Source organism: Methylobacterium sp. ap11 (assembly GCF_900110515.1).
In the GTDB taxonomy this organism is placed as follows: Bacteria; Pseudomonadota; Alphaproteobacteria; order Rhizobiales; family Beijerinckiaceae; genus Methylobacterium; species Methylobacterium ajmalii.
On the sequence record NZ_FOEB01000012.1, the window covers coordinates 16517 to 34266 of the forward strand.

Sequence of the window (17750 nt, forward strand, 5' to 3'; positions counted from 1 at the left end):
GCCCGCGACTCGCAAGCGAGCGCGCGGGTGAGGGGTTTCCTGCACCGCCTGCGGCAGGGGCGCAACCCTCACAACGAGACGTGCCTGCATCTGGCCAAGCTCGCGGCCCGGCACGGCTTCCGGGTGGCGCCGTACTCCTACGGCAGGCCGAAGGTTCGATTCCCCGAATCCGGCGCGCGACTGACGATCGGCCCCTACTGCTCCATCGCCGACAAGGTCGAGATCCTGCTCGGTGGCAACCACCGCACCGATTGGGTCTCGACCTATCCGTTCGCCGCGATGCAGGGCCTGTGGCCGGACCTCGACGCGCCGGAGGACTACCACGCCTCCCGGGGCGACGTGACGATCGGGGCCGACGTCTGGCTCGGCTCGGGCTGCCTGATCCTGTCGGGGGTCACGATCGGCTCCGGCGCCGTGGTGGCCGCCCACGCGGTCGTGACCCGGGACGTGCCGCCTTTCGCCATCGTCGCCGGCAACCCCGCCCGGGTGATCCGCCACCGCTTCCCGCCCGACATCGTGGCGGCGCTCGTCGAGACCGCCTGGTGGGACCTGCCGCCGGAGCGGGTCCGGGCCCTGGTGCCGCTGCTCCAGAGCGGCGAGGCCGAGGCCCTGGTGCGGGCCCTGCGGGACGGGCACGGCCGGACGGACGGGGAGGGGCCTTAGCCCCCGAGTCCCGCCGAGTCCCGCGGGGGCAGCCGGAGCGGCGCCGCGCCGGCCTCCGTGCCCGGCCGGCGGTCCGGCGATCGACGCGTTTGCCGGAGCGACGCCGCGCCGGCCGCCGTGCCCGGCCGGCGGTCCGACGATCGACGCGTTTGCCGGTGCGTCCGCCGCTATCGGGGGCGCGGCCCTTCGCGTGGCCGCATCCCCGCCGCCGTCAGGCCCGCCGCTGCCCGGTCTCCTTCGCCGTGAACCCCTCCAGGATCTTGTCGAGCGTCAGCGGGTAGTCTCGGATCCGGATCCCGGTCGCGTTGTAGACCGCGTTCGCCACCGCGGCCCCGGCGCCGCAGATGCCGAGCTCGCCCAGCCCCTTGCTCTTCAGCGGGTTCGTCTTGTCGTCGAGCTCGGGCAGGAAGACCGCGTCGATCTCCGGCAGGTCGGCGTGGACCGGGACGTGGTATTCGGCGAGGTCGTGGTTGACGAAGGTGCCGGAGCGCGGATCGACCTCGACCGCCTCCATGAGCGCGGTGCCGACGCCAAACACCATGCCGCCGATGGCCTGCGAGCGCGCGGTCTTGGGGTTTAGGATGCGTCCGCCGGTGAACACGCCGAGCATCCGCCGCAGCCGGATCTCGCCGGTATCGGCATCGACGCCGACCTCGGCGAAATGCGCGCCGTAGGAGTATTGCGAGAACTTCTTCTCGTTCTCGCCCGGCTTGATCTCGCCCTCGGCCTCGAGCCCCGGCCCGATCAGGTCGCGCAACGCCGCCGAGCGGTTGCCCGAGGTGATCCGCCCGCCCGTGAAGACCGCGTTCTGCGGGTTCAGGTCGGTCTTGGCGAGGAGCTGGCCGCGCAGGGCCTCGCAGGCCATGTAAAGTGCCGAGCCCGACGAGGCGGCGCCGAACGAGCCGCCGGAGCCCGACGACATCGGGTCGGCGGTGTCGCCCAGCACCATCCGCACCTGTGCGACCTCCAGGCCCAGCATCTCGGCGGCGATCTGGCTCAGGATCGTGTAGGTGCCGGTGCCGATGTCGGTCATCGCCATCCGGGCGGTGAGCGTGCCGTCGGGATCGAGGCGCACCCGCGCCTTGGCGGGCTGGAGCGGGTTGAGCCGGGCCGCCGACGCGACGCCGTGGCCGACCATCCACTGGCCGTCCCGCACCGAGCCGGGCTTCGGGTTGCGCTTGTCCCAGCCGAACAGGCGCGCGCCCTCGCGCAGGCACGGCACGAGCTGGCGGGTCGAGAACGGGACCTTCTTCTCCGGGTCCTCGGCCGGCTCGTTGCGGATGCGCAACTCGATCGGATCGAGGTTCAGCGCCTCGGCGAGCTCGTCCATGGCGCCTTCGAGCGCCAGCATGCCGACCGCCTCGCCGGGCGCCCGCATTGAGGAGGCGGGCAGCAGGTTCAGCGAGGCGAGCCGGTGCGCCGTCAGGCGGTTGGGCGCCGCGTAGAGCGAGCGGGTGACGTTGGCCGAGGTCTCGAAGAAGCTGTCGCCGGGCGTCGTGTCGGACCAGGATTCGTGCCCGATCGCCGTGAGCTTGCCGTCCCGGTCGGCGCCGAGGCGCACCCGCTGCACGGTGTCCGAGCGGCGCGTCGTCGAGGTGAAGACCTGCTGGCGGGTGAGCGCGACCTTCACCGGCCGGCCGTTCAGGTTCTTCGAGGCGAGCGCGGCCAGGATCGCATCGGCCTGCGGCTGGAGCTTGCCGCCGAACCCGCCGCCGACGAAGCGGCTGATCAGGCGCACGTTGTCCTTCGGCAGCTTGAAGACCGAGGCCAGCGCGTCCTGGCCGCGATTCGGCATCTGGTTGGCGGTGATCAGCGTGACCCGGTCGCCCTCCCAGGCCGCGATGGTGGCGTGCGGCTCCATCATGGCGTGGCTCTGCACCGGCGTGGTGTAGCGCGCGTCGATCGTGACGGCCGCCGCGGCGAGGCCGGCCTCGAAGTCGCCGAGGCGCGAATCCGGCGGCGTGCGCGCCTTCTCGGGCTTCTTGGCCTCGGCCAGCGCGTCGGCCAGCACGTAGGCGCCCTTGTCCTGGTCGTAGGTGACCCGGATGGCGGCGGCCGCCGCGCGGGCCTCCTCGAAGCTCTCGGCCACCACCAGGGCGACCGGCTGGCCGGCATGCCGGATTTCGGTACCGGTCAGGAGCGGGCCGACCTGCTCCTTCTTCTCGCCCTGGGGCGGTACGTTGCGGTGGGTCAGCACGTGCACGACGCCCGGCATCCGCTCGGCGGATGCCGTGTCGATGTCGCGGATGCGCCCCTTGGCGACCGTCGCCGTGACGACGAAGCCGTATCCGGGATCCTTCATCTCCCGGCTCTCGTAGGCGTAGGTGGCGCGGCCCGTGACCTTGAGGGGGCCGTCGACCCGGTCGATCGGCCGACCCACCGGGCCGCCGGTCTGCGTGTCGAGGGGTGTGACGCCGATCGGCTGGCTCATGTCCATGGCAGTTCTCCGATATCGGCGATCAGGCGCGCAGGGCGTCGGCGACGGCGGCCGCGAGGGTGCGCTTGGCGAGCGGGATCTTGAAGTCGTTGGGGCCGTAGCCGCGGGCGCCCTTCAGCGCCGCCTCGCCGGCGGCGGCCACGCCCTCGCGCACGAGCGCGGCTTCCGCCTCGGCCACCCGCCAGGGCTTGGGGGCGAGCCCGCCGAAGGCGAGGCGGGCCGAGCGGATCGTGTCGCCCTCGGCCTCGATCACCGCCGCCACCGACACGAGGGCGAAGGCGTAGGAGGCCCGGTCGCGCACCTTGCGGTAGACGTGCCGGCCCTTCACCGGCGCCGGGAGCGTCACGGCGGTGACGATCTCGCCGGGCGCGAGCGCGGTCTCGATCTGCGGCGTGTCGCCCGGCAGGCGGTGGAAGTCGGCGATCGGGATCCGCCGCTCGGCCCCGTCGGGCGCCACCGTCTCGACCGTGGCGTCGAGCGCCCGCATGGCGACCGCCATGTCGGAGGGGTGGGTGGCGATGCACTGGTCCGACGTGCCGACCACCGCCAGGATGCGGGTGAACCCTCCGATCGCCGAGCAGCCGGAGCCGGGCTGGCGTTTGTTGCAGGGCATCGCGGTGTCGTAGAAATACGGGCAGCGGGTGCGCTGCAGGAGGTTGCCGGCGGTGGTCGCCTTGTTGCGCAGCTGGCCCGAGGCGCCGGCGAGGAGCGCGCGCGAGAGCACGCCGTAATCGCGCCGCACCCGCTCGTCGGCGGCGAGATCGGAGTTGCGCACCATCGCGCCGATGCGCAGGCCGCCGTCCGACGTCGCCTCGATCCGGTCGAGCGGCAGGCGGTTGACGTCGACGAGGTGAGTCGGCGTCTCGATCTGCAGCTTCATCAGGTCGAGGAGGTTGGTGCCCCCGGCGATGAAGCGGGCATTGGGCTGTCCGGCGACAGCCCTGGCGGCGTCGGCCACGGTGGCGGGGCGCTCGTAGGTGAAAGCTTTCATCGGTCGCTCCCCTCAGAGCCGGGTCGCCGGGCCGCCGGCATCCCGGATCGCCGCGACGATGTTGGGATAGGCGGCGCAGCGGCAGATGTTGCCGCTCATCCGCTCGCGGATCTCCGCGTCGGTGAGGGCGACCGTCTCGGTCAGGTCCTTGGTCACGGTGCTGGGCCAGCCGGCCTTGGCCTCGTCGAGCATGCCGGCGGCCGAGCAGATCTGGCCGGGCGTGCAGTAGCCGCACTGGAACCCGTCATGCTTCACGAAGGCAGCCTGGAGCGGGTGCAGGTGGTCGCCGTCGGCCAGGCCCTCGATCGTCTTGATCTCGTCGCCCTCGTGCATCACCGCGAGCGTCAGGCAGGCATTGATCCGGCGTCCGTTGACCAGCACCGTGCAGGCGCCGCACTGGCCGTGGTCGCAGCCCTTCTTCGAGCCGGTGAGGCCGATGCGCTCGCGCAGGGCATCGAGGAGCGTGGTGCGCGGGTCGATCTCGAGGGGCCGGGCCTGGCCGTTGACCCGGAGGGTCACCGGCATCCGGGGCGTCGCCGGCTCGGCGGCGAGGGCCGGCGGCGTCGCGGCGGGCGGGGTCGCCGCCTGGGCGCGCCCGGCAAAGCCCAGCACGGCCGCCGCGGCGACGCCGCTCTCCAGAACGCTCCGGCGCGTGAGCCGCGGCGCGGAATCCGAGTTGTCCATGGTGCCTCCCGGCCTGGGGCGAGGTGACGGCGCACGGGCGCCGATGCCGCCTCGGCCGTTGGGCCGCGACGTGATTGCTCACCAAACGTTTCGGGGGCTGGGCGGGTCCCGAACTGGCCTCGGGTGCGGCATCGCGTGCGGCACGCAGCCCTCCACGGAGGACAACCTCGATACGGGAGTCCGTGCCCCTGCCTCTCAGCAGGTGGATGGTCGTTGACCTCACGTCGTGCGATCGTATGGTCCCATGACTGATCGAGGTGCATCGCGCGGTTCGAGTGGGATCACGCCAAAGCTCGCACCAACATCGTCAAGCACGGCGTGTCCTTCGAGGCCGCGACGGCGGTCTGGGACGATCCGCTCCACGTCGTCGTGCCGGATCGCATCGAGGCCGGCGAGCAGCGCTGGCATGCGCTCGGGATGGTGGGAGCGGTGGCGATTCTCGTCGTGGTTCACACGTATCCCGGTCCGGATGACGCGATCCGGATGACGATTGTATCGTCCGCATCATCGGGGCCCGGCGTGCGACGATCCATGAGAGGAGGCGCTATGAGCAGGACAGCGCTTAGCGCGGAGGAACTGGCGCGGTTGGCCGCCCTCGCGGCCTGGCCGGATCACGAGATCGATACGGACGACATCCCCGAGGCGCCGGCCGAGAATTGGCGTCATGCCCGCCGGGGGCCGGGCCGCTCTCCCGTGGAACGACCGGCGATCATTCCGATCGATGGCGACGTCGTGTCGTGGTTCAAGCGCAGTCCTCCGACGACGGATATCAGGCCGACATCAACCGCGTGCTGCGACGGTACGTCGACGAAGCCGCGAAGCGCTCCGCCTGACCGCCCTCACGAGCGAAAGATACGCGTGTACTGCGTCTCGTGCCGGAACGAGCCGAGGTCGAGCCGTAGCGTCGCGGTCCCGGCCTCGTCGAGGGGCAGATCCTCCACGGCGCGCGCCAGGGCCGCCGCCCGCGGCATCAGGGCGGCGACCACCCGCGTGCCGGCGGTCTGGCCGACGGGAGCGAGGCGCAGCGAGGCCGAGACGAGGTTCTGCAGGAAAGCCGCGAGATAGGCCGCCAGCACCGTGCCGCGATCGAGCCCGTGGGCGCCGGCCGCCGCGCCGACCGCGACCGGATAGGCCACCGGTCCGTCGAGCCGCCCTGCGAGGTCGGCGAGGCGCGGCACGTCCCAGGCGGCCCGGGTGGCATCGAGGAACGAGCGGCCCTGCTGGCTGGTCTCGAGGTGCAGCTCGCGCGAGGGGCTGAGCGCGAGGGCGAGGTCGTTCACCGCCACCAGCGCATCGGCGTCGCCACGTGCGGCGGCCCGATGGGCATGGGCGGCCAGGATCGCGTCGCTGCGGCCGGCGCCGTGGTCGAGCACGTCGGCGAGCCAGTCGCGTAAGGACGCCTCGTCGCGCACGTCGCCGGCCTCCACCGCCCATTCGAGGCCGTGCGAGTAGGCGTAGGCCCCCACCGGATAGCCCGGCGAGAGCCAGGCGAGCAGCACCAGGGCGTCCGGGACCCGCTCAGCCATGGGGGTGGTCGTGCGAATGGTCATGGTGGTGGTGTCCGTGACCGTGCCCATGATCGTGCGAGTGACCTTGCGCGTGCCCGCCCGCATAGGCGCCGCCCTCGGGCCGGAACGGCCGCTCGACCGGCGTCGCGGTGCCCCCTAAGCCCTCCACCATCGCGGCGAGCACATGGTCGTGGGCGATCCAGAGCGCGTCGGTGCCGATCTCGGCCGGGATGTGCCGGTTGCCGATGTGCCAGATCAGCCGCTTGAGGGCGTGGTCGGTGGCGGCGCGGATCTCCAGCAGTCTTTCCGGCGCCGCCTCGACCCAGACCAGGCGCCCGTCCTCGAGGCGGAGCGCGTCGCCATCGTCGAGGACGACCGGCTCGGGGAGGTCGAGCAGGAAGGCGAGGCCGCCGACGCCCCGCATCGCCATGCGGCGCCGGTGCCGGTCGCCGGAATCGAGCACGATGCGGTCGACGATCTCGCCGGAGCCGAGGACGTCGCGGCGGATGACGCGGGTGGCGCGGATCATGGGAAGGGCCGGGTTCCGATCAGTGAGGGTCAGACGACGTCCGGCTCGTCCGGACCGGGATAGAATCGCTCGTCGAGGATCTGCGACAGCGTGTAGGGGCAATCCGGCGGAAAGCTCCGCTCCGGCAGGCCGGTCTCGTCCGCCGCCCGCACCCGGGCGAGGCGATAGGCCTTGCTGAGAACCTCCGCCGGCCAGGCCCGCAGGCTCGGGCTCATCGTCACCACGTCGTCCAGGCTCACGCGCTGCTCGACGATGGTGGCGCGCCAGCCGTACTTCCGCTGCTGCGGCTGGAATTCCCATTTCAGCAGGTGGTGCAGCAGGACGGTCAGTCGGGAGCGGATCTCGGATTTCTGCGACCCGCCCAAATCGGCGATCTCCTCGGCCAGTGCCTCGCGATCGAGCGCGGCCCAGCGGCCGGCCCGGATCAGCGCGGCCTGTCCTTGCGTCCAGAGAAAATAGTCGATCTCGGGCGAGACATTCGTCTCGGGCGAGACGCCGGCCTCCGGCGCCTGCCGCTCGGCGAGCTTGGGCATGGTGTCGCTCCTACCCGATCATGATAGCTCAGAACAGGAAGTAGCGCTGCGCCATCGGCAGCACCTCGGCGGGCTCGCAGACCAGCAATTCGCCATCGGCGCGCACGTCGTAGGTTTCGGGGTCGACCTCGATCACCGGGGTGGCGTCGTTGTGGATCATGCTCTTCTTCGAGATGCCGCCGCGCACGTTCTCGACCGCGACGAGCTGCTTGGACACGCCGAGTTTTTCGCGAAGCCCCGCCTCGATCGCGGCCTTCGACACGAAGGTGAGCGCCGTCGACGCCGGCACCCGGCCGAACGCGCCGAACATCGGACGGTAATGCACCGGCTGCGGCGTCGGGATCGAGGCGTTGGGGTCGCCCATCGGGGCGGCCGCGATGGCGCCGCCCTTGACGATCAGGTCCGGCTTCACCCCGAAGAAGGCCGGCGACCACAGCACGAGATCGGCGAGCTTGCCGACCTCGACCGAGCCGATGTGCCGCGAGATGCCGTGGGCGATGGCCGGGTTGATCGTGTACTTGGCGACGTAGCGCTTGGCCCGGGCGTTGTCGTTGCCGGACGCATCGCCCGGGAGCGCGCCGCGCTGGCGCTTCATCTTGTCGGCGGTCTGCCAGGTGCGGATGATCACCTCGCCGACCCGGCCCATCGCCTGGCTGTCCGACGACATCATCGAGAGCGCGCCGATATCGTGCAGGATGTCCTCGGCGGCGATCGTCTCCTTGCGGATCCGGCTCTCGGCGAAGGCGAGGTCTTCCGGGATCGATGGGTCGAGGTGGTGGCACACCATCAGCATGTCGAGATGCTCGTCGATGGTGTTGCGGGTAAACGGCCGCGTCGGGTTGGTGGAGGAGGGCAGCACGTTCGGCAGCCCCGCCACCTTGATGATGTCCGGCGCGTGCCCGCCGCCGGCGCCTTCCGTGTGGAAGGCGTGGATGGTGCGGCCCTTGAACGCCGCGATCGTGTCCTCGACGAAGCCCGATTCGTTGAGCGTGTCGGTGTGGATCATCACCTGGATGTCGTGGGCGTCGGCCACCGACAGGCAGCAATCGATGGCGGCCGGCGTGGTGCCCCAATCCTCGTGCAGCTTCAGTGCGCAGGCGCCGGCCCGGATCATCTCCTCCAGGCTGTCGGGCTTCGAGGCGTTGCCCTTGCCGGCAAACGCCAGGTTCATCGGGAAGGCGTCGGCGGCCTCGATCATCCGGGCGATGTGCCAGGGACCCGGCGTACAGGTGGTGGCGAAGGTGCCGTGGGCCGGGCCCGTCCCGCCGCCGAGCATCGTGGTGATGCCGGAATTCAGCGCCTCGTCGATCTGCTGCGGGCAGATGAAGTGGATATGGCTGTCGAACCCGCCGGCGGTGAGGATCTTGCCCTCGCCGGCGATCACCTCGGTGCCCGGCCCGACCACGATGGTGACGCCGTCCTGGATGTCCGGGTTGCCGGCCTTGCCGAGCGCCGCGATGCGCCCGCCCTTGAGACCGACATCGCATTTCACGATGCCCCAGTGATCGAGCACCACCGCGTTGGTGATGACCGTGTCGACCGCGCCGCCCGCGTTGCTCGCCTGGCTCTGCCCCATCCCGTCGCGGATCACCTTGCCGCCGCCGAACTTCACCTCCTCGCCGTAGCGGGTGTGGTCCTGCTCGACCTCGATGACGAGGGAGGTGTCGGCGAGGCGGATGCGGTCGCCCTTGGTCGGCCCGAACATCGCCGCGTAGGCGGCGCGGGGGAGGCTGGCGGGTTTGGGGGTGTTGGACATGGGCGGCGGGTCCGGTCAGGCGGGCGTCGAGGAGTCGGATTTCGTGCGCGCGTCCTCGGCCAGGAGATAATCCCCGATCGGGTCGGCGCTGGGTGCCGGCGGGCCAGTCCTGGCGCGGGCGCGGCGGGCGATGTCTCGAAGGGAGAAAAGCGTGTCGGGCCTCGTCGAATGCGCGCGTCCCTCGTCTCCCGAAATGGGGGAGCCTTGGTCACCCGGCGCACGATCGGGCATCTGATGGGCGTCGGCTGGCAGAGTCACCGGTCCTCCATACCTCGATCTCCCATCCTCGACCTCATCCTGAGGTGTCAGTCCATCTCGATGGACTGACCTCGAAGGAGGGCTCGATGGATCGCTGTGACTTCTGGAGCCCTCCTTCGAGGTCAGTCGATTTGCAATCGACCGACACCTCAGGATGAGGTGGAAGGTTGGGAAAAGCAGGTTCGCATCGCCTACAGCGCCCCCATCACGTCACCCCGGAACCCGTAGACCTTCCGCCCGCCCCCCATCGGGATCAGCACCACCTCCCGGGTCGAGCCCGGCTCGAAGCGCACCGCCGTGCCCGGCGCGATGTCGAGGCGCTGGCCCCGGGCCTTGTCGCGGTCGAAGCGCAGCGCCGGGTTGACCTCGAAGAAGTGGTAGTGCGAACCGACCTGGATCGGCCGGTCGCCGGTATTGGCGACCTCGATCACCGTGCGGGGCGCGCCCTCGTTGAAGACGATCTCGCCGTCCGGGGTCGTGACCTCGCCCGGCACGTTGGTGGCGGGGGTGCCGCGGATCGGGTGGTGGACGGTGACGAGCTTGGTGCCGTCAGGGAAGGTCGCCTCGACCTGGATGTCGTGGATCATCTCGGGCACGCCCTCCATCACCTGGTCGGCGGTGAGGACCTGCGCGCCGAGCCGCATCAGTTCGGCCACGGTGCGGCCGTCGCGGGCACCCTCGACCACGAAGTCGGTGATCAGCGCCACCGCCTCCGGGTGGTTGAGCTTCACGCCCCGGGCCAGGCGGTTGCGGGCCACCATCGCCGCCATGGCGACGAGGAGCTTGTCCTTCTCGCGGGGGGTCAGCAGCACAGGGGCGTCTCTCCGGTCGGTGGGGCCCCATCCTTCGCCGAGGCGGGGGCGCGAGGCAAGATTTCCGGGTGCGGGCGGCCCCGGCGACGAGGCCGGGCACGCAAGAAACGAGCCGTCAGGTCTGCCAGACCCGCGGCAGCGGCCGCCCGCGAAACCCTTCGAGGATCCGGGCGGCGGCGACCCGCAGGGGGCCGATCTCGGGCCCGAGCAGGCGTAAGCTCAGCATGCCGTTCCAGGCGCTCGCCCCGGCCTCGACGGACAGCGCCTCGCAGCCGGCCGCCTGGATCAGGTCGCGGACCTGGTCGAGCCGGCTCTCGGCGTCGGGGGCGAGGTGGAGGAGCGTCGCCGTCGCCCGGGCGCCGCCGGCCACCGCCCGCCGGGCGAGGGTGGCGGCGATGTCGCCGTCGAGCCGGAAGGTGTCGGCGTAGACGAGCCGCCCGGCCCGGCGGATGCGCCAGGAATCGATGAGGGCGCCGTCCCGCACCACCTCGCCCTTGGCGGCGCGGCCGAAGACCAGGGCCTCGAACAGGGTGAGTTGCGCCGTCGCGTCGATCTCCGCGGAGAAGCCCCGGGCGAGCCGGGCGCCGTCGAACAGGATCGTCTCCTGCGGCAGCCAGGCCAGGGCGGCCTCCGGTTCGAGCGCGAGGTCCACGTCGAGCCGGGTCACCGGTCCGTCCGAGCGGTAGATCTTCTCCGCCGCCGTGGTGGTCAGCACGAGGTCGGCCCCCGGGCCGAGCCGCGCCTCGACGGTGAAGCGGTCGCCGCAGGCGATGCCGCCGGCGCTGTTGAGGAGCACCGCCTCCATCGGGCCGATCCCGCCGGGCCCGCGCTCCGGCCGCGGCAGGCGCAGCCGCAAGGGGCCGGCTTCGGCGAGGTCGGTGGTCCGCGTGGCGCCGCCCGGCATCCGCGCGACGGCGAGCGCGACGTGGCCGATCGAGCGCTGGCGGCGCACGGTATCGGGAAGGGGGGCGGTGGTGGATGGCGGCATCGGGAGCCCGGCGGGCCGGACGGCCCTCGTCGAGCCACGCTTAGACCGCGCCGGCAGCCCCGCAGGCAAGCCCCGAACGCGCGATGATGCCGGCAGGCCGTCCGGCGCGCGGCAGAATCTGCCGTCGGCCCGGGACTCTCCGGCGTCCGCGCACCGGCACTCCTGCTAGGCTGCCCGGGTCATCGGGAGCCCACGGATGCCAGCACCTCTCCTCCAGATCGAGACGACGCCGGACCTGCCGGCGACCGCCGACGTCGTGGTGATCGGCGGCGGCGTGGCCGGCACCTTCGCGGCCTACTATCTGGCGCGCCGGGGGCTCAGCGTCGCGCTGGTCGAGAAGGGCCGCGTCGGCGCCGAGCAGTCGAGCCGCAACTGGGGCTGGTGCCGCCAGCAGAACCGCGACGCCCGCGAGCTGCCGATGGCGACGAAGAGCCTCGACCTGTGGGACCGGCTCAACGCCGAGATCGGCGAGGATCCCGGCTTCCGGCGCTGCGGCCTGCTCTATCTCAGCAACGACGATGCCGAGATCGCCCGCTGGGCCAAGTGGCGCGACTTCGCGGTGACAGAGGGCGTCACCACCCACATGCTGAGCGAGAGCGAGGCGAAGGCGCGGGCGAGCGCCACCGGGCGGGGCTGGAAGGGCGGGGTGTTCTCGCCCTCCGACGGCGTCGCCGATCCGTCCCGCGCCGTGCCGGTCGTCGCCCGCGGGGTGATGAAGGCGGGCGGCAGCGTCCACCAGCTCTGCGCCGCCCGCGGCCTCGAGCTCCAGGGCGGACGCGTCAGTGCCGTCGTGACCGAGAAGGGCACGATCCGCACGAAGACCGTGGTGATGGCCGGCGGCGCCTGGGCGTCGTCGTTCGTGCGCCAGCTCGGCATCCGCTTCCCGCAATCGGCGGTGCGCTCCTCGATCCTGGCGGTCGGCCCCAGCGTCGCCGGCCTGCCGGACGCGCTCCACACCGCCGAGATCTCGGTGACCCGTCGCGGCGAGACCGGCGGCCATACGCTCGCGATCAGCGGGCGGGCCAGCGTCGATCCCACGCCCCAGCAGATCCTGTTCGCCCGCGAGTTCGTGCCGATGTTCGCCCGGCGCTGGCGCGCCCTGCGGCCGGGCGGCCTCGGCGGCTGGCGCAGCGGGCACGAGACCGCCGCGCGCTGGCGCCTCGACGAGGAGACGCCGATGGAGCGGATGCGGGTCCTCGATCCGAAGCCCGACGCGCGCCTCGTCGCCGAGACGCACCGGCGCGCCCTCGACCTGCTGCCGGCCCTGCACGGCACGACGATCACCGCCTCCTGGGCCGGCTACATCGATTCGACCCCCGACGGCGTGCCGGCGATCGGCGAGGTGACGGGCGTGCCGGGCCTGATCCTGGCGGCGGGTTTTTCCGGCCACGGCTTCGGCATCGGCCCGGGCGCCGGCCACCTCGTGGCCGACCTCGTCACCGGCGCCGACCCGATCGTCGATCCGCGCCCCTACCACCCGGACCGGTTCGAGGCCTCGGCCTGGGGCAAGGTGGCGGAGTTCTGAGGAGCGGATCTCCGTCCGGGTCCGCGACGATCCCTCGCGCCGGCGGGGTCGAAGTACCGTAAGCTCTCCTCCGCGCGAACGGAGGACGCACCGTGGAGTCTTCGTCACCCGAAACGACCTGCCGGGTCGTGCGACCCGGCCCCACCATCGTCGGCAAGCAGGCGCTGACCTACGCACCCGCGGTCTCGGCCGAGACGGTCGGATCGACGGGGCTGCACATGCAGCTCGTCACCCTGCCGCCGGGGGCCCGCGCCAGGGCCCACCTGCACGAGGCGCACGAGACGGCGCTCCACGTGCTCTCGGGCGTCGCCGGCACCTGGTACGGCGAGCGCCTGGAGCACCACCTGTGGAGCCGGGCGGGCGATTTCGTCTACATCCCGGCCGGCGTCCCGCACCTGCCCTACAACGCCAGCCGCACCGAGACCTGCACGGCGGTGATCGCCCGCACCGATCCGAACGAGCAGGAGAGCGTGGTGCTGCTGCCGGAACTCGACGCGCTGCGCCCTCCGGAGGGGGACGTCATGGCGTAGGGCCGGCGCCGCGAGGTCCGGCCCCCTTGCCTCACATCGCCGTCGGACGTCCGGCGGCCACCACCAGCAGCTTGCCGTCGCCGAGGGTCCGGGCCGCGGCGCGGCGGATGTCGGCCTGCGTCACCGCGCCGATCAGGCCGTTGCGGCGGGCGATGTAGTCGATGCCGAGGCCCTCGAAGGCGATCTGGACCAGCTGGTGGGCGATCTTGGTCGAGGTGTCGAAGCCGAGCGCGTAGGAGCCGGTGAGGTAGTCCTTGGCCTTCTGCAACTCGTCGTCGTCTGGGCCGTCGCCGGTCAGGCGGGCGATCTCGTCGGAGATCACCGCCAGGCACTCGGCGACGCGCTCGTTCTTGGTGGCGGTGTAGCCCCAGGTCATCGAGGCGGCGCGGTGGCTCACCAGCGAGGTGCCGACCGAGTAGGCGAGGCCGCGCTTCTCGCGCACCTCCTGGAAGAGCCGCGACGTGAAGGCGCCGCCGCCCAGGATGTGGTTGAGGACGTAGGCCGGGATGAAGTCGGGGTCGCGCCACGGCACGCCGTCGGTGCCGAAGCGCAGGACCGATTGCGGCACGTCGAGGTCGACGACGATGCGGCGGCCGAGGCCGGTGATCGTGGTCGCCGGCACCGCCGTCAGGGCGCCGCCCTCCGGCAGGTCGCCGAAGGCGGCGTCGAGGGCGCGCAGCAGCGCCTCCTCGCCGATGGCGCCCACCGCCGCGACCTTGACCCGGCCGCGGGCGAGCAGCCGGCGGTGCATCGCCACGAGGTCGTCGCGGGTGATCGCCGACACGCTCTCGATCGTGCCGGAGGAGGGCCGGCCGTAGGGGTGGCCGGGATAGGCCTCGGCGAAGAAGCGGCGCGAGGCCATCACGCCGGGATCGTTCTGCTGGTAGCGCAGCCCGGCGAGCATCTGGGCCCGCACCCGCTCGATCGCCGGCGGGTCGAAGCGCGGCTGGGCCAGCGCCAGGGCGAGCAGCGCGATCGCCTCGTCGGCGTGCTTGACCAGCATCTTGAGCGAGCCGCCGATGGCGTCCGGCCCGGCATGGAAGCTCAGCTCGATGGCGCGGGCGGCGAGCCGCTCCTGGAAGGCGTCGGAATCGTGCGGGCCGGCACCCTCGTCGAGGAGGCGCGCCAGCATCTGGGCGGTGCCCGACTTACCCTCGGGGTCCTGCGCGGCGCCGCCCTCGAAGGTGAAGGCGAGTGCGATCAGCGGGACGATCGGCGATTCGACGTGCCAGGCCTCGATGCCGCGGGCCGAGAGGACGGGACGCGCCTGGGTCGGCGACGAGGAGGACGCCGGGGCGGCGGTGCTGCGGGAGACGGCGTCGGCCGGGGTCATGAGGACCTCTTGTTGTCGTGACGTGCGAAGACGGATCCGCCCGGCGGCGCGCACGCCCCGGGCGGTGTCAGGATGCTGGGTTCAGGCCGCCGCGGCCGAAGACGCCTTCGAGGCACCCTCGCCCTTGACCAGATAGCCGGTGACCGAGCGGGCCGGCACCAGGTAGCGCTCGGCCACCGCGGCCAGGCGCGGGGCCTGGACCGCCTCGATCTCGGAGGGCCAGCGCCGCACCTCCTCGATGCTCTCGCCGATGGCGAGCGCCGAGCCGAAGATGCGGGCGAGCGAGGACTGGCTGTCGGAGGAATAGACGGTCTCGGCGACGAGCCGGGTCTTCGCCCGCTCGATCGCGGTGGCGGTCAGGGCCTCGGAGGGCGCGCGGGCGAGCGCCCGGTCGAGGGCCTCCTCCAGCTTCTCCAGGCTCACGCCCTCCGCCGGCACGGCGTAGACCGAGAAGCGGGTATCGTCGATCGCCGAGCCCATGTACCAGGCGCCGGCATTCACCGCGACGCCCTGATCCAGCACCAGGCTGCGGTAGAGGTAGGAGGTCGGCCCGCCGCCCAGCACCTCGGCGAACAGTTCGAGCGCGTGGCTCTCGCCGTCGCGGGCGGTCATGCAGGAGGGGGTGAGGTAGAGCCGCTGCAGGGTCGGCTGCTCGACCTTCGGGTCGGCGACGCTCAGGCGGCGCGCGGCGCGCGGCTCCGGCTCCCGCGGCCGCACCCGCTGCGGCCGGGCGCCGCGCGGCGTCACCACGCCGTAGGTGTCGTCGGCCAGCCGCCGGACCTCGTCGGCGGTGACGTCGCCGGCGACCACCAGGATGGCGTTCTCCGGGGTGTAGAAGCGGCGGTAGTAGTCGAGGGCGTGGGTGCGGTTCAGCTCCTCGATCTCGTGCATCCAGCCGATGATCGGGATGCCGTAGGGGTGGTGGACGAAGAGCGAGGCCGCCATCGCCTCGGAGAGCTGGGCCGAGGGGTCGGTCTCGACCCGCATCCGGCGCTCCTCCAGCACCACGTCGCGCTCGGGCGCCACCACGGCGTCGTCGAGGATCAGGCCGGTCATCCGGTCCGCCTCGAAGCTCATCATGGTCTTCAGGTTCTCGCGGGCGACCCGCTGGAAGTAGGCCGTGTAGTCGAAGGAGGTGAAGGCGTTCTCCTGGCCGCCCAGGCTCGACACCGCCTTCGAGAAGGCGCCGACCGGATGGGTCTCGGTGCCCTTGAACATCAGGTGCTCGAGGAAGTGGGCGATGCCGGACTGGCCGAGCGGATCATCCGCCGAGCCGTTGCGGTACCAGACCATGTGGGTCACGACGGGGGCGCGGTGGTCGGGGACCACCACCACGTCGAGGCCGTTGTCGAGCACGAAGGACGCCACCTCGGGACCGCCCGCCTCCGCTCGGCCGAAGGGCGCCGCGTCGGTGCGCAGGGTCGCGCTGACGGGGCTGGCGAGGCCGGGGGCGGGGCGCATCCTGACTGGGGACATCCTGATCTACCTTAGCCGGGCGACCGGAAGGGCCCCCCGTGTTGGATCGTGAACCGGCTCACTTAAGCGAGGCTTGCGGCTCTTCGCGAGTCGGAGGCCGGGAGAGGCGGAGCCGGGGGCGAGCCGGTCCCCGGGGGTCGCCGGCCGTTAGAGACCCTGTTCTAGAGCATTTTGTGGCAGGGGGGACCCGAAGACTGCGGAGAAATGCATCCCGTGCAGGTCGCACCCGACCTCGCCCAGTCGAAGCGTGGCCGGAGTTTTGGGTGAAGCTTTGGGTGCATTCCGCAGGATCTCCCCCGGAGACGGGGAGACGTGCAGCCCTGCGCCGGAAGCAGGGCTTTCACGCACGAAAAACCCCGGGCCGCTGCTGCGGCCCGGGGCGGAAGACCCGGTCGGATCTCGGAAACGTTACTGGCGCGAGCGCAGGTAGGCGCCGGGATCGGCCTGCTCGCGATCGCTGATCATCGCGTTCGGGCCGCGATCGGTGCGGGCGAGCTTGCCGTTCGGCGGCTTGCGGTAGCCGGTCGGCGGCGCGGTCAGGGTGTCGCGGGAGGGCTCGACGTCGGGCAGGTTGACGTCGTCGTCCTTCTTGCCGGCGAAGAGCTGCATCGGGTTGAGCCAGAACGACTCCTTGACGTTGTCGCCGGGCTTGTAGGTCGGCTCCGTCGTCATGCTGGCGCCCTCGCGCCGGCCGGCCTGCATCTCGCGGATCGGCAGGGTGGCGTTCTCGTCGCTCACCCGGCCGCCATAGCCGCGGGTGATCGGCTTGCGGTCCTCGGCGGCGCGGCGCTCGCGGGTCGCGGTCTCGGGATCGGTCGGCCATTGCGGGTTGGCCTCGCGCAGGGCGCGGCGGTCGACCGGCGGCGGCAGGGCGGCCTTGTCCATCTTCGGCGGCAGCACCAGGGGCGCCCGCTCGCGGTAGGTGATGGTCGGCCGCTCGGGTTCGATGAGGCCGATCGACGACAGGGCGTTCTTCATCGCGACGCCTTCCTGGGCGTGCGCGCCCGGGGAGGCCATCACGCCGGCCACCAGGCCGGCGGCCGTCGCCGCGGCGAGTATCGTGCGCTTGTCGAGCATGCTGGCCCCTTGCCTGTTCCGCCCCCTGGGTTGGTTCCCGAGGTGGTGGCGGTTTCGGGCGAAGGTATGGCGTGGCCGTAGGCGGGCGCAACGCCGATCCTCGCCGTTGCGCCCGTGACACACACGCGTTTTCAGGTCGGCCCGCCCGTTGCCGCCGCGCGGCGGCGCTCCAGCACCAGCCCGTCGTAGAGGAGGCCGACCACGCCGAAGACGATGCCGGCATCCGCCACGTTGAACACGTACCAGGACCAGGCGCCGGCATGGAGGTGGACGAAGTCGAACACCGCCCCGTAGGCCGCCCGGTCGATGGCGTTGCCGATCGCCCCGCCGACGATCATGCCGAGCGATCCCGCGAGCCAGCGGCTGCCGGCGCGCGCCATCCAGACCGAGAGCGCGACCGAGGCCACCAGCGACACGCCCACCAGGAGCCAGCGCCCGAGCGCCGAATCCTGCTGGAACAGCCCGTAGGAGACGCCGCGGTTCCACACCACGATCAGCTGCGCGAAGGGCGCGAGCACGATTGGCTCGCGCACCGGCAGGTCGGCGACGAACAGGAGGCCGAGCTTCGTCACCTGGTCGAGGACCAGGGTGACGAGCGCGACGAAGAGGCCGAAGGGGAGGGGACGCATGACTTTTCCTCGCCCTGTCCC

Annotated in this window: 16 protein-coding genes and 1 pseudogene; 4 read left to right on the forward strand and 13 right to left on the reverse strand. The window is 72.0% G+C overall.

Features of this window, described 5'->3' with window-relative positions:
• Window positions 1-39: 39 nt before the first annotated feature.
• A complete protein-coding gene (locus BMX97_RS18170) occupies window positions 40-663 on the forward strand; it encodes a CatB-related O-acetyltransferase (protein WP_091752868.1) in 624 nt (207 codons plus the stop codon).
• 211 nt (window positions 664-874) lie between these two features.
• Here BMX97_RS18170 and BMX97_RS18175 read toward each other — a convergent pair whose 3' ends face one another.
• Genes BMX97_RS18175 through paoA form a run of 3 tightly spaced genes read right to left on the reverse strand, consistent with a single transcriptional unit; the run spans window position 875 to window position 4775 of the window.
• Window positions 875-3100: a xanthine dehydrogenase family protein molybdopterin-binding subunit gene (locus BMX97_RS18175; RefSeq protein ID WP_091752755.1), complete on the reverse strand. Its 2226-nt coding sequence runs from the start codon at window positions 3098-3100 to the stop codon at window positions 875-877.
• Between the two features lie 22 nt (window positions 3101-3122).
• Entirely contained in the window at window positions 3123-4091 is a 969-nt protein-coding gene (locus BMX97_RS18180; protein WP_091752756.1) for an FAD binding domain-containing protein, read from the reverse strand.
• A gap of 12 nt (window positions 4092-4103) precedes the next feature.
• On the reverse strand, window positions 4104-4775 hold the full coding sequence (gene paoA / locus BMX97_RS18185) for an aldehyde dehydrogenase iron-sulfur subunit PaoA (RefSeq protein WP_060846740.1): 672 nt from the start codon (window positions 4773-4775) through the stop codon (window positions 4104-4106).
• A gap of 318 nt (window positions 4776-5093) precedes the next feature.
• Here paoA and BMX97_RS33795 point away from each other — a divergent pair.
• A pseudogene (locus BMX97_RS33795) lies at window positions 5094-5198 on the forward strand (BrnT family toxin); the annotation flags it as partial.
• Between the two features lie 416 nt (window positions 5199-5614).
• On the opposite strand, the gene BMX97_RS18195 reads toward BMX97_RS33795, so the two are convergent.
• The 6 genes from BMX97_RS18195 to BMX97_RS18220 form a co-directional block, all read right to left on the reverse strand.
• Complete coding sequence (locus BMX97_RS18195) at window positions 5615-6301, reverse strand: urease accessory protein UreF (protein ID WP_244538513.1); 687 nt, start codon at window positions 6299-6301, stop codon at window positions 5615-5617.
• Window positions 6294-6812, reverse strand: coding sequence for an urease accessory protein UreE (locus tag BMX97_RS18200; RefSeq protein ID WP_091752758.1), 519 nt, complete (start codon window positions 6810-6812; stop codon window positions 6294-6296). The genes BMX97_RS18195 and BMX97_RS18200 overlap by 8 nt, the downstream gene beginning before the upstream one ends.
• 29 nt (window positions 6813-6841) lie before the next feature.
• On the reverse strand, window positions 6842-7345 hold the full coding sequence (locus BMX97_RS18205; protein WP_091752759.1) for a DUF29 domain-containing protein: 504 nt from the start codon (window positions 7343-7345) through the stop codon (window positions 6842-6844).
• Between the two features lie 28 nt (window positions 7346-7373).
• The gene (ureC, locus tag BMX97_RS18210; protein ID WP_091752760.1) at window positions 7374-9101 is read right to left on the reverse strand and encodes an urease subunit alpha; all 1728 of its coding nucleotides are present in this window, start codon (window positions 9099-9101) and stop codon (window positions 7374-7376) included.
• A gap of 449 nt (window positions 9102-9550) precedes the next feature.
• Window positions 9551-10171, reverse strand: a complete 621-nt coding sequence (locus tag BMX97_RS18215) for an urease subunit gamma (RefSeq protein WP_091752761.1) — start codon at window positions 10169-10171, stop codon at window positions 9551-9553.
• 115 nt (window positions 10172-10286) lie between these two features.
• Entirely contained in the window at window positions 10287-11159 is an 873-nt protein-coding gene (locus BMX97_RS18220; RefSeq protein WP_091752762.1) for an urease accessory protein UreD, read from the reverse strand.
• A gap of 196 nt (window positions 11160-11355) precedes the next feature.
• On the opposite strand from BMX97_RS18220, the gene BMX97_RS18225 reads away from it, so the two are divergent.
• Both BMX97_RS18225 and BMX97_RS18230 read left to right on the forward strand, forming a co-directional pair.
• Window positions 11356-12684 (forward strand): NAD(P)/FAD-dependent oxidoreductase, encoded by a 1329-nt coding sequence (locus BMX97_RS18225; RefSeq protein ID WP_091752763.1) that lies wholly within the window; start codon window positions 11356-11358, stop codon window positions 12682-12684.
• A 128-nt stretch (window positions 12685-12812) separates the two neighbouring features.
• Window positions 12813-13214: a cupin domain-containing protein gene (locus tag BMX97_RS18230; RefSeq protein ID WP_244538503.1), complete on the forward strand. Its 402-nt coding sequence runs from the start codon at window positions 12813-12815 to the stop codon at window positions 13212-13214.
• A 31-nt stretch (window positions 13215-13245) separates the two neighbouring features.
• On the opposite strand, the gene BMX97_RS18235 is transcribed toward BMX97_RS18230, so the two are convergent.
• From BMX97_RS18235 to lspA, 4 genes are all read right to left on the reverse strand, one after another.
• Entirely contained in the window at window positions 13246-14547 is a 1302-nt protein-coding gene (locus BMX97_RS18235; RefSeq protein ID WP_091752765.1) for a M16 family metallopeptidase, read from the reverse strand.
• Window positions 14548-14628: 81 nt separating this feature from the next.
• Window positions 14629-16008, reverse strand: a complete 1380-nt coding sequence (locus tag BMX97_RS18240) for a M16 family metallopeptidase (RefSeq protein WP_244538504.1) — start codon at window positions 16006-16008, stop codon at window positions 14629-14631.
• Window positions 16009-16431: 423 nt separating this feature from the next.
• Entirely contained in the window at window positions 16432-17100 is a 669-nt protein-coding gene (locus BMX97_RS18245) for a hypothetical protein (protein WP_091752767.1), read from the reverse strand.
• A gap of 131 nt (window positions 17101-17231) precedes the next feature.
• The gene (gene lspA / locus BMX97_RS18250; protein ID WP_091752768.1) at window positions 17232-17729 is read right to left on the reverse strand and encodes a signal peptidase II; all 498 of its coding nucleotides are present in this window, start codon (window positions 17727-17729) and stop codon (window positions 17232-17234) included.
• Window positions 17730-17750: the final 21 nt, after the last annotated feature.

Bases quoted from the DNA above. Each gene is read 5' to 3' on its own strand.
- BMX97_RS18175 (WP_091752755.1), bottom strand. From the start codon at position 3,100: ATGGACATGAGCCAGCCGATCGGCGTCACACCCCTCGACACGCAGACC.
- BMX97_RS18180 (WP_091752756.1), bottom strand. From the start codon at position 4,091: ATGAAAGCTTTCACCTACGAGCGCCCCGCCACCGTGGCCGACGCCGCC.
- paoA (WP_060846740.1), bottom strand. From the start codon at position 4,775: ATGGACAACTCGGATTCCGCGCCGCGGCTCACGCGCCGGAGCGTTCTG.
- BMX97_RS18195 (WP_244538513.1), bottom strand. From the start codon at position 6,301: ATGGCTGAGCGGGTCCCGGACGCCCTGGTGCTGCTCGCCTGGCTCTCG.
- BMX97_RS18200 (WP_091752758.1), bottom strand. From the start codon at position 6,812: ATGATCCGCGCCACCCGCGTCATCCGCCGCGACGTCCTCGGCTCCGGC.
- BMX97_RS18205 (WP_091752759.1), bottom strand. From the start codon at position 7,345: ATGCCCAAGCTCGCCGAGCGGCAGGCGCCGGAGGCCGGCGTCTCGCCC.
- ureC (WP_091752760.1), bottom strand. From the start codon at position 9,101: ATGTCCAACACCCCCAAACCCGCCAGCCTCCCCCGCGCCGCCTACGCG.
- BMX97_RS18220 (WP_091752762.1), bottom strand. From the start codon at position 11,159: ATGCCGCCATCCACCACCGCCCCCCTTCCCGATACCGTGCGCCGCCAG.
- BMX97_RS18225 (WP_091752763.1), top strand. From the start codon at position 11,356: ATGCCAGCACCTCTCCTCCAGATCGAGACGACGCCGGACCTGCCGGCG.
- BMX97_RS18235 (WP_091752765.1), bottom strand. From the start codon at position 14,547: ATGACCCCGGCCGACGCCGTCTCCCGCAGCACCGCCGCCCCGGCGTCC.
- BMX97_RS18240 (WP_244538504.1), bottom strand. From the start codon at position 16,008: ATGCGCCCCGCCCCCGGCCTCGCCAGCCCCGTCAGCGCGACCCTGCGC.
- BMX97_RS18245 (WP_091752767.1), bottom strand. From the start codon at position 17,100: ATGCTCGACAAGCGCACGATACTCGCCGCGGCGACGGCCGCCGGCCTG.
- lspA (WP_091752768.1), bottom strand. From the start codon at position 17,729: ATGCGTCCCCTCCCCTTCGGCCTCTTCGTCGCGCTCGTCACCCTGGTC.